6 protein-coding genes are annotated in these 11,380 nt (G+C 49.3%); 5 read left to right on the forward strand and 1 reads right to left on the reverse strand.

What is annotated here, in order from left to right:
- Positions 1 to 241 precede the first annotated feature (241 nt).
- Both NDA02_RS21865 and NDA02_RS21870 read left to right on the forward strand, forming a co-directional pair.
- Complete coding sequence (locus NDA02_RS21865) at positions 242 to 4,798, forward strand: ATP-binding protein (RefSeq protein WP_348255884.1); 4,557 nt, start codon at positions 242 to 244, stop codon at positions 4,796 to 4,798.
- Positions 4,799 to 4,840: 42 nt separating this feature from the next.
- Positions 4,841 to 6,142, forward strand: a complete 1,302-nt coding sequence (locus NDA02_RS21870) for a S41 family peptidase (protein WP_190793202.1) — start codon at positions 4,841 to 4,843, stop codon at positions 6,140 to 6,142.
- A 123-nt stretch (positions 6,143 to 6,265) separates the two neighbouring features.
- Here the strand turns inward: NDA02_RS21870 and NDA02_RS21875 are convergent, their stop codons facing one another.
- Positions 6,266 to 6,769, reverse strand: a complete 504-nt coding sequence (locus tag NDA02_RS21875; RefSeq protein ID WP_190793203.1) for a GNAT family N-acetyltransferase — start codon at positions 6,767 to 6,769, stop codon at positions 6,266 to 6,268.
- 485 nt (positions 6,770 to 7,254) lie between these two features.
- On the opposite strand from NDA02_RS21875, the gene NDA02_RS21880 reads away from it, so the two are divergent.
- From NDA02_RS21880 to NDA02_RS21890, 3 genes are all read left to right on the forward strand, one after another.
- Entirely contained in the window at positions 7,255 to 7,872 is a 618-nt protein-coding gene (locus NDA02_RS21880; RefSeq protein WP_242067460.1) for an Lrp/AsnC family transcriptional regulator, read from the forward strand.
- A 433-nt stretch (positions 7,873 to 8,305) separates the two neighbouring features.
- Positions 8,306 to 9,190 carry an alpha/beta hydrolase gene (locus NDA02_RS21885; RefSeq protein ID WP_190793204.1) on the forward strand — a complete coding sequence of 295 codons (885 nt, stop codon included), beginning with the start codon at positions 8,306 to 8,308 and terminating at the stop codon, positions 9,188 to 9,190.
- A 109-nt stretch (positions 9,191 to 9,299) separates the two neighbouring features.
- On the forward strand, positions 9,300 to 11,366 hold the full coding sequence (locus tag NDA02_RS21890) for an AMP-binding protein (protein WP_190793205.1): 2,067 nt from the start codon (positions 9,300 to 9,302) through the stop codon (positions 11,364 to 11,366).
- Positions 11,367 to 11,380: the final 14 nt, after the last annotated feature.

Genomic DNA, 11,380 nt, shown 5'->3' on the forward strand with positions numbered 1-11,380 from the left:
TAGTTTACAGTTGCTTGCTCAATTCGCCATCCTAAGGCTTTGGAGCCAAGCCAGATTTAACAGACCTGGACAAGCGCAATTGTTGTAAACGCGGAGTGGTTTTAACCGCACAGGGACAGCAGAAATTACAGGCGGCACGGCGGCAAGCAGGAGCAAGCATAACATTTACGAAGAGACGGGACTGCCAGCTTCCCCACTCGAACCGCGAAATGCCTAATATGAAGAAGAGGGAGGACGGCGAATGAACAGACACAGAACAAGTCCCTTCCCCAAGTTTGGGGAGATGGGAACACGGATGCAGGCAATGGAGTGGGCACAAACGCCAGTGGGGGCTGTCGAATCCTGGTCGCAAAGCCTGAAATCAACTGTTCGCACGCTGTTAGGCTCGCGTTACCCCATGATCTTGCTGTGGGAGCAAGAGCTAATTCAGATTTACAACGATGCTTACATCAATCTGATTGGCACGAAACATCCCTATGCGCTGGGACGATCGATCCGGGAAACTCAAGCTGAGTCCTGGGATGTGATCGGTCCGATGATTACCGAAGTCATGACGACTGGGGTTCCCAACTGGGTGGAAGACCAGATGCTCGCAGTGAACCGCTCCGGCTACAACGAGGAAGCTCATTTTAGTTTGTCCTACAGTGCCGTTGAAGATGATGCAGGCACGATTCGCGGAATGCTCTGTGTCTGTAGCGAAGTGACGCAGCAGGTGTTAGGAGAGCGACGGTTGCGTTTGCAGCGCGACCTGGCAGCACAGGCAGGGGAAACGCGTAGTGTGGATGCAACCTGTCAGGATATTCTGGCGACGATCGCGGACTGTCTGCTAGATGTACCCTTTGCCCTGATCTACTTGAGCGACTTCAACGACCAAACCCTAAAGCTCTGCGGCAGCGTGGGGATGAACGGCAATCTAGCGATTGTTCCAACAGCTGTCCTGCTTTCAGAATCACTGGCAGAAACAGCGGATCGATGGTCTCTAGCAAAAGCGATGGCAGGTCAAACCGCGATCGTCTCAGAGCTTGATCGGGACACCACCATTCCTGGCGGACCTTGGAACGAAAGCGTGAGCCAGGCGATCGCCTTACCGATTCCGTCGTCGAATGTGGCTGCACCGCTAGGAGTGCTGATTTGTGGCATCAGTCCGAATCGGGCGCTGGATGAAGGCTACCAGTCGTTTTATGAGCTGTTGGCTGGACAGGTTTCCGTGTCGATCCGCAATGCTCAAGCTTATGAAGAAGAACGCCGCCGCGCCGAAATGCTGGCAGAAATCGATCGGGCAAAAACGGTTTTCTTTTCCAATGTCAGCCACGAGTTTCGCACACCGCTGACCTTGATGCTGAATCCGCTAGAGGATTTGCTTCAGAATGACCATTTGCCTGCCGCCGAACGAGAACAAATTGCCGTGGCGCATCGCAACAGCCAGCGTTTGTTAAAGCTGGTCAACACATTACTCGACTTTTCTCGGCTTGAGGCGGGGCGAATTCAAGCCGTTTATGAGGCAACCGATCTGGCAAGCCTGACGGCTGATCTCGCTAGTGGGTTTCGATCGGCGATCGAGAAAGCAGGGTTACAGCTTGTCGTGAATTGTCTTCCGCTGCCTGAACCCGTGTATGTCGATCGCGAAATGTGGGAGAAGATTGTCCTTAACTTGCTCTCTAACGCCTTCAAGTTCACCTTTGAGGGACAAATCTCGGTGTCACTGTATCCGGTGGACGCTGCGGTTGAACTGATCGTTCAAGATACGGGAACTGGCATTCCGGCTCATGAGCTGCCCCGTCTATTTGAACGATTTCATCGGGTTGCCGGGGCGCAGGGTCGCTCCTATGAAGGTTCGGGCATTGGACTGTCGCTGGTGCAGGAATTGGTCAAGCTGCATGGGGGAACGGTGACTGCGAGCAGTGTGGAGAAGGAAGGAAGTACTTTTGTTGTGCGATTGCCGATCGGGTGTGCTCACCTGCCGTCGGAGCAGATTCAATCCGTCCGAACCCAGGCTTCAACGGCTTCAGGCGCAACGGCTTATGTCGAAGAAGCCCTAGAGTGGGTTGTGGAGCGCCGCGAAGACTCAGCAGCGTTACCTCCCCGTGTTTCTGCCCGAATTTTGTTAGCCGATGACAATGCGGATATGCGTCACTACCTGCAACGGCTCCTGAGGGAACACTATGAGGTCGAAGCAGTTGCCGATGGTCAAGCTGCCCTGGAAGCGGCTCGTGCCCAATTGCCGGATTTAGTGCTCACCGATGTGATGATGCCCCGGCTCGATGGCTTTGAACTGCTGCGGCAACTCCGGGCTGATCCCCAAACTCGCGAGATTCCCATTTTGCTGCTCTCAGCGCGAGCGGGTGAAGAAGCTGCCGTTGAGGGACTGGAAGCAGGAGCCGATGATTATTTGGTCAAGCCTTTTAGCGCAAGAGAACTGCTGGCACGGGTGGCAACGAATTTGGAGTTGGGTCGATCGCGTCGCATCGCCAACCAACAGCGTTTTCGCTTTCTCGCAGAATCGATTCCGCAAATGGTTTGGACAGCGGATGCTCAAGGTTGGGTTGATTATTACAGCCCTCGCTGGTTCGACTACACCGGGCTAACCCTGGCACAAACTCAGGGATTGGGCTGGCAGAAAATTATTCATCCCGACGATCGCGCCGACAGCATCAGGCGATGGACTCAAGCCGCTGAGCAAAAGACAAGCTATGACGTAGAACATCGCTTGAAACGAGCGGACGGCAGCTACTGTTGGCATCTCACCCGCGCCCTGCCGATGCTGGATGAGCAAGGTCAAGTCATTCGCTGGTTTGGCACCTGTACAGACATTACCGAGCGCAAACAAGCGGAAAAAGCATTAAAAGAGAGTACTGAGCAATTAAGTTTGGCATTGGCGGCTGCAAAACTGGGAGACTGGAGTTGGAACGCAGCAACCGACATCGTGACATTGTCAGGGCAAGCGGCTGAGATATTTGGCATTCCACCAGGACCCTATATGACCTGGATCCAAATGCAAAAACTCCTTCATCCAGACGATCGAGAGCGAGCAGGTTTACAGGTTGAAAAAGCGATTGCTGGACGCAGCGACTACGACATTGAATATCGAGTGATTCATCCGGATGGAACAGAACGATGGATCGCTGCCAAAGGACGTGCTCAGTACGACTCGTTCGGGCAGGTTCTCGGAATGATGGGTGTTGTGCAAGACATCACGCATCGAAAGCAAGCTGAGACAGAGCGAGAACAGCTTTTGGCAAGAGCGCAGTCAGCCAGTGAAACGCTTCAAAGATTTATTGAACGTACTCCGGCTGCGGTTGTTATGCTGGATCGAGAAATGCGCTACCTTTTTGCCAGCGATCGCTGGATGAGCGAGTATGCTCCAGGTTATACCAATCTCAAGGGTTTATCGCATTACGAGGTCATAACGGATATTCCAGAACGCTGGCAGCAGGTTCATCAGCGTTGTCTGGCAGGAGCAACAGAACGATGCGAAGAGGATTGCTACCTGCGCTCAGATGGATCAATGGTCTGGCTCCATTGGGAAATTTTGCCCTGGTATGCCAGCGGTGGCGAAATTGGCGGCATTATCATTTTTGCTGAAAACATTACCGAACGAAAGCAAGCCGAACAAGAACGTGAAAAATTGTTAGAACGCGAACAGAATGCCCGGAGAGAAGCCGAACAAGCCAACCGGATTAAAGATGAATTTTTGGCAGTGCTGTCTCACGAACTGCGATCACCCCTTAATCCCATTCTGGGATGGGCAAAGCTGCTGCAAGCACATCAGTTTGATGAAGCAGCAACAAGGCGTGCCCTGGAAACGATCGAGCGCAATGCTAAGCTGCAAACCCAACTCATTGATGATTTACTCGATGTCTCACGGATTCTGCGCGGCAAACTGATGCTAGATGTTTGTCCAGTTAATTTAGTCACGGTCGTTGATGCTGCTCTGGAAACCGTACACTTGTCTGCTGAAGCAAAAGGGATTGAAGTACAGAAGGTTATCGCCAGTGAAATTGAACCAGTCTCAGGGGATGTCGCTCGTCTTCAACAGGTGGTCTGGAATTTGCTCAGTAATGCAATCAAATTTACCCCGTCAGGCGGAACCGTAGAGATTCGACTAGCGCAAACCAATACTCACGTTCAAATTCAAGTTCAAGACACCGGCAAAGGAATTGCTCCGCAGTTTCTACCCCATGTGTTTGAATACTTCCGACAGGAGGACGGCACAACAACCCGTAAGTTTGGTGGATTGGGGTTAGGGTTGGCGATCGTCCAGTACTTAACGGAACTACACGGCGGAACGGTTCAGGCAGAAAGCCCTGGAGAAGGATTAGGCGCAACATTTACTGTTCTATTACCAGCGTCAAAAAGTCGACGTGGAGAAAATCCAGGTCAGCCCGAGCCTTTAAGCTCCTCAGTAAAAGCTCTCCCCCTGGCAGGCTTCCGAGTTTTAGCGGTAGACGATCAAGCCGATATGCGAGAACTGGTTCTTGCCATTTTGGAACAAACCGGAGCAGAAATAAAAGTGACAACCTCTGCGATCGAAGCTCTAGAAACCTTAGATGTATTCAAGCCTGATGTTGTCATTAGTGATATTGGGATGCCAGAAATGGATGGCTATGAACTCCTACGTCAGATTAGAAGCCGATCGTCAGAAGACAACGGGGATGTTCTTGCAATTGCGCTAACAGCTTACGCCGGGGAACTTAACCAACAACAGGCACTTGCAGCAGGATTCCAGGGGCACGTTGCTAAACCAGTTGACCCGGAGAAGTTAGTGGATGTAATCATCTCCTTAATGAAAGAGAAATAGATGGGTGAAGTTCCACTTATTTGAATAGGGATTAGAACAGTAATGGCTCGTTTTTCTTCTCGTTTTTATAAACCAGCGAAGTATTTTGCAAAGTATTTTTCGATCGCGCTGATTAGCTTTGCAGCGTTGTTTTTGCTTTGGTTTATATCTCCTGTTTCATCTCAGGAATCAATCGAAGAGAAAGTATTTAACGAGGTTTGGCAGACGGTCAATGAGAATTTTTACGATGAGAATTTTAACGGGATTGACTGGGCAGCGATGCGAGACAAATACAAACCGCAAGCCGCAGCAGTTCAAACTCGTCAACAGCTTGCAGGAATCGTGAATCAGATGCTAGCTGAACTGAAGACTTCTCATACCCATTTCTACTTGCCCAATGAAACTGCTTATTATCAACTTTTAGGAATTTTTCAGCCTGACATTCAAGATCTGCCGTCCGCTGCAAAAGCACTGTTTCCAAATGACAAGTATGAGTACACGGGCATTGGTATCTTTACAAAAAACATTAACGAGAAACTATTTGTAAGCGGGATATTAGAGGGCAGTCCAGCCGCAAGTACCAGCCTGAGGGTCGGCGATCAATTGCTGAACGTAGACGGCAAACCTTATCAAGCGATTGATTCTTTTGCAGGTAAAGCCGGGCAGAGTGTGACACTGTTAGTTCAGCGATCGCCTGACCCGAATAGCCAGCAAGAAATTAGTGTAACTCCGCAGAAATTTGACGCGACGACCCTATTCAAAGATGCTCAACAGGCAAGCACTCAAATCATTGAGCAGCAAGGGAAACGCATTGGCTATCTTCATATCTGGTCCAATGCCGCTGACTCTCACCAGCAGCAAATGATCCAAGAGTTGATGTTTGGTAAACTCGCCGAGGCAGATGGCTTAGTGCTCGATATCCGTGACGGCTGGGGCGGGGGGTCGATCGATTATCTCAATTTCTTCACGGGCGAGAGTCCGAGCGTCACCAGTATCAGACGAGATGGCAATGCGTTCGTTGCAAACTATCGCTGGAAAAAACCTGTGGTGCTGTTGATGAACGAAGGCAGCAGAAGCAGCAAAGAGATTATTGCTTATGGCTTTCAGCAGTCCAAAATCGGGGCTTCAGTTGGCACGACGACCGCAGGCGCAGTGGTAGCAGGACGTGGATTTGTGATGCAGGATGGCAGTTTGGTGTATGTCGCTGTAGCTGATGTTTTGGTGGATGGAAATCAGCGATTAGAAGGAAAAGGAGTTACCCCAGAGATTGCTGTGACCTTTCCACTCCAATATGCAGCAGGGGCCGATCCTCAAAAACAGCAGGCGATCGACACGCTTATCAGCGCAATTGCAAACTCGCCCTGAAGATAGCAGCAGAGGAGCAAGGCGATTTGTCCAAAAGTGATTCAAGCCAGCGGAAAGAGCTACGCGATTCAGCAGGATAAAGGACAATTTCTCGCTGTGGGCATCGAAGCAGGCTAACCACGGCTAGAAATCTTTCAGCCGCTTGTATTTCTCGTCTACCAGAACAACTGAAGTCTCAACTTGCCGAGCTGAAATCGTCCAATATCGCTTCAGCAGGTCATTCTTCTCCTCCTCGGCAACAAGACAAAAACCGTTCTTCTCATAAAAACCGATTGCCCAACTAGCCGCTTTCCAGGTTCCAATCAAAATTGGTTTTGTTGAATCTCTAATTAATTCCCGAAGTAGAAGTGTTCCGATGCCTGTGTTCCTTTGTTTTGTTCTGACATACGCATGGCGAATTAGCTCAACATCCGTTTTGTCCTGAATTCCCATCACTCCAATCATTTCATTATTATCGATGTAACATGAAAACTCTACGCCGCTCTCAATTTGCACTTTTAACTCTTCTTGAGTCATATAGGGCTCGTGCCAGCAGTCAGGGGGAATAATCCCTTTATAAGCAATTGCCGCATCATTAATGATATTGAAGATTTCCTCAAAGTCTTTATCAGCACTTTTTCGTATCATGGGATTTACATTTCTCGTCAAATTTTCTGTTAACTTCAGAATTGTAAACTGCAGACTATCGTTAACAATGCCTGTTGATTCCAGCTCTATCCGATGTTAACTAATTGCTTTTCGTTAAACGGTTCACTTTTCTCCCACAATTGCTCAAATGCCAGGCTCATTATACTGACCCTACCTGGGTGACGAATCGCGATCGACGGGAAGCTGGGCGAGCCTCCCAACGAGTTTTGCATCCAGACCAAGGCAATAGCATCAAACACCTACATCTCTAACGGCAGCTCTTGCCAGTTAAACACATCTGTACAAGGACAGATTTTATTCAGACTAAAGTTTCATTTATAAACTCGATCGTTCCATCTAGATCAGAAAGCTCTGTTTTATCGAGTTCAGAGTGTTAAAAATTAACTCGAATTCTTGACTTTATTTAGAACAATTTACTAGATTGTGAGTATAAAAAATTAGTAGCTGAAGCCGGAGGGGGAGACTTGAAGAAGAAACTCTCTGGGGTCAAACTCACCGATAAGCTGACAACTAACGAGCAAAATACGAACGAACAAGATACAAACAAGCAAAATACAAGCAAACAAAATACGAACAAGCAAAATACAAATAAACAAGTCGGGCAATCCCAGCAACTCGACGAGCGAGATCGGCTACTGCTGCAACTTCTTCAAGAAAACAGCCGAATGAGTAATGCCGAACTTGCGCGCCAGCTAAAACTTACCGCTCCTGGGCTGCAAAAGCGGCTCAAAAAGTTAGAAGACAACGGGTTTATCGATCGCTACGTAACCCTAGTCAACCGCGAGGCGTTGGGATTGGATCTGCTGTGCTTTGCTCAGGTCACTCTTGCCCATCATCAACCGGAGTGCGTGGGGCAGTTTTGTGAACAGGTGCAAGGGCTACCGGAGGTGCTGGAATGCCATCACTTGACTGGGGAATTTGACTACCTGCTTAAAGTGGTTGCATTCGATCGTCAATGCTTGGAACAACTAATGAGTGAAACTATCACCCAAATTCCAGGTGTCGATAGAGTTAAAACGAATATTGTTTTAACCGAGGTCAAAGCCTCAACCTCCCTGCCGTTAACAAATCAGCATTGTTGACTTGAAAAACGCTTTCGTGGGAGGCAACTCGGCGCAAACGCTGGTACTTGCGTTACCTGTTAGAGCCTGGTAGGAACCGAGGCCGTGAGGGTGAACTTGTATTGCGCTGAATGCACAATACGTTGACTCCAACGGTTTACTCCAGAATTGCCTTCCCTCAACGAATTTGGCTCCATTCTTTCAAGTGTCACAGGTTCAGTTGCTGAGTGTGTGATGCCTGCTTTCAGGGTGTGTCTTAGAACTCTTGATAGTCCGAAAAAAGGCGTTGCTGAATAAGCGTATGATACGCCCCCCTAGCCCCCCAAAGTTGGGGGGAACCAGAATTCAAAGTCCCCCAGCATTGGGGGATTTAAGGGGCGATGCAGAAACTAAATTTGCACCGTTCATATCCCGATCCAGCAACGCCCGAAAAAATACCTGTTGGGGGAATTCCATGAAGCATAAACAGGGAAGGTTTAAAGGATTTCGAGGATGTCAACTGTATTATCAAAGCTGGCTGCCAACGCAACCCAGTCAGGCGATGATTATCCTGGTGCATGGGCTGGGAGGACATAGCGGTGTTTTTAAAAATGTCGTTGAGTACTTAGTTCCCCAAGGCTATGAGGTATATGCCTTTGATTTGCGAGGACATGGGCGATCGCCCGGACAACGAGGGCATATCAACCACTGGAAGGAATTTCGAGAGGACTTGAGTGCCTTCTTGCACTATATTCGGTCGCAGCGCACCTGCTGCCCCTTGATTATCTGGGGACATAGCCTCGGTGGAACCATTACTCTGGACTATGCATTACGATCGCCCAACGACATTCAAGGACTCATTCTCTCAGCACCAGCACTCAGTAAAATCAATATTGCCCGAACAAAACTGGTGTTGGGGCGGATGTTGTCCAGAACGGTGCCGCGCTTCAGCCTCAAATTGGGAATTCGCAATGAGTATGGTTCACGGGATCCAGAAGCGATCGCTGCCTATACTCAAGACCCTCTGCGCCATGAATACGGCAGTGCCCGGTTGGCAACGGAGTTCTTTAAAACAGTGAATTGGATTCAGTCCCACGCCTCTGAACTGAAAATTCCACTCCTGATTATGCATGGCAGCAGCGATCGCGTCACGTTACCTGAAGGAAGCCGTGCATTCTTTCAGCAGGTCATTTTTCCTGATAAAGAACATCGCGAATACGAAGGAAATTACCACGATTTATATATTGATAACGACTATGAGGAAATCTTCTCCGATCTCATCACCTGGCTCGATCAACACCTTGACCAGGCAGAATACTGCCAGCCTTTTAGCAGTTTTGGGTTAACCAATCCAACCTAATGCGCAAGCTTTGTCGATTCAAAAATAATTTTGAGTGGACGTAAGTTTAACAAAAAACCATCCTTCAATATGCAATTGAGGAGAAGAAATTGTTTCTTCTGGAAAAACCATGCTATGGACAAAATCCCCTCGCTTGCCGACTGCATTTGTTCCCACCATCCCAGACACAACGCTACCTGCTCTGCTTGATCTAGCCTGCGATCGCACTCTCAACTCCACCGCACTGAACCAACCAAGTCCTACAGGCTGGCAATCGCTTTCAAACTATGCGTTTCGGGAGCAGTGTCAGACTGTGGCGCAAGGACTGTTAAGCCTGGGTTTGCAGCCGGGCGATCGAATTGCCCTGCTGACTCAAAATGATACTCGGTTTGCGATCGCAGACATGGGGAGTTTGATGGCAAGTTTAGTTAATGTACCGATCGATCTAACACAGACGATCGAAAACATTATTTTCATCCTGCAACACAGCGAAGCCAGGCTACTGTGGGTCGCTCAGTGGGATTGGCTCGAACAACTTGTGCCCTACCTGGATCAGTTGCCTGTGCTCCAGCATGTTGTCGTTGAGTCTGTTCCTGAATCTATTCCTGAATCCGGGGCTGATTCTGAGGCTGAATTTGGGACTGAGCCTGAGAAGTGGAGGGCGATTAGCGCGAAGCGCAACTCCGAAGGAACCGCTCTGCCCCATTTCTGTCACATTCTTTCGCTGACGGAATTGCAAAATCGGGGACAAAAACAGGCAGCAACGGGGTTAGAGCGACCTATCCTGTCTCCTCAGAATTTAGCGACCATCATTTATATTCCCGCAGCCAACGGCGAACTGTTAGGGGTAATGCTGACTCATCGCAATTTAGTAGGCAGTGCTTTGGCTGCATTTGCCAGTTTATCGGGTTTACAGTGGGGGGCAGAGGAAACCGTTCTTTCATTTCTACCGTTAACGCACGTATTTGCTCGCTGTTTGCTCTACGGGCATCTGTACTATGGACACAGCATTTACTTTTCCACTCCCAATCAGATCCTCAAACATCTCAAACAAGTTCAGCCAACGATTCTCGCAACCGTTCCCATTTTTCTAGAAAAAATCTTTAATAAGTTTCTGGAGTGGGGGCAACAGGTTGAATCGAAGTGGAAGCAGCGCGTTTTTACCTGGACTCTCAAGCTGATGCGATCCAACGCTTCAGGTCGACCGTTGAGCAGACATCATGCGGTTTTGCTGCGGCTCGCAGATCGATTGGTGCTGTCGCAGTGGCGATCGCTGTTTGGCGGACGAATCAAGTATATCCTCTGTGGCGGGGCTGCCCTGAAAGCAGAGTTGGTTCGTGGATTTGCGACGGCAGGGGTGACGGTTTTACAGGGCTATGGGCTGACGCAGGCAGGTGTTGTTTGCTTCAATCGCGCGGAGCACAATCAAGCGGGAACCGTTGGCGTACCCATCCCTGGAACGGAAGTGGCAATCGCCCCTGATTCCGAAATTCTGGTGCGGGGAGATTTTATCACGCCGGGGTATTACAAAAATCCAGCGGCAACCCTGGAGCTGATTGATGCTCAGGGCTGGCTGCACACAGGCGATTTGGGTCACTTTACCTCCGATGGGCTACTGCAAATCACAGGTATTAAAAAACCACTGTTCAAGCTCTCGATAGGCAAATACATTGCCCCTCAGCCCATCGAAGCCCGGTTGATGCGATCGCCCTTTGTTGCGCGAGCCTTAATTGTTGGTGCTGATCGGAAGTATTGTGCTGCCCTGATTCTGCCGGATTGGAGCGCGTTGGGCGATTACCCCTTCGGGGAACTGCAAAGCAACCGCCTGCAATCGCTCAGCCTGGATGATGAGAGGCTCTTGCAGCATCCTTGTACATTGGCACTTTATCAGTCTGTGGTTAACGCTGCAAATTGCCATTTGCCTTACTGGGCGATCGTCAAGCGGTTTCGGTTAATCTCGCCGCACTCCCACTCCGGAAAAGATTGGTTGAACGGAAACTTGAATCGAAATGAAGTGGCGATCGCCCTTACTTCAGACATCAACGATTTATATCAGGAAAGAAGCCCAAAAGATTCACCAAGTCAGCTAGCAGTGACCGATCGGGAGATGTCAGAAGTGATTTTAGAAATCACCTGTCCGATTCCTCCTGCTGTGGTTTGTCCCACTTACGCTCAGTCACTCCACATTACTCGCTAGACACTTCACCTTCA

This window comes from Leptolyngbya sp. ST-U4 (assembly GCF_039962215.1).
Classification (GTDB): Bacteria; Cyanobacteriota; Cyanobacteriia; order Elainellales; family Elainellaceae; genus Leptolyngbya_A.

What these genes read in the sequence shown, in the direction of transcription:
- NDA02_RS21885 (WP_190793204.1), top strand. Translation starts at nt 8,306, where the DNA reads ATGAAGCATAAACAGGGAAGGTTTAAAGGATTTCGAGGATGTCAACTG.
- NDA02_RS21875 (WP_190793203.1), bottom strand. Translation starts at nt 6,769, where the DNA reads ATGATACGAAAAAGTGCTGATAAAGACTTTGAGGAAATCTTCAATATC.
- NDA02_RS21870 (WP_190793202.1), top strand. Translation starts at nt 4,841, where the DNA reads ATGGCTCGTTTTTCTTCTCGTTTTTATAAACCAGCGAAGTATTTTGCA.
- NDA02_RS21865 (WP_348255884.1), top strand. Translation starts at nt 242, where the DNA reads ATGAACAGACACAGAACAAGTCCCTTCCCCAAGTTTGGGGAGATGGGA.
- NDA02_RS21890 (WP_190793205.1), top strand. Translation starts at nt 9,300, where the DNA reads ATGCTATGGACAAAATCCCCTCGCTTGCCGACTGCATTTGTTCCCACC.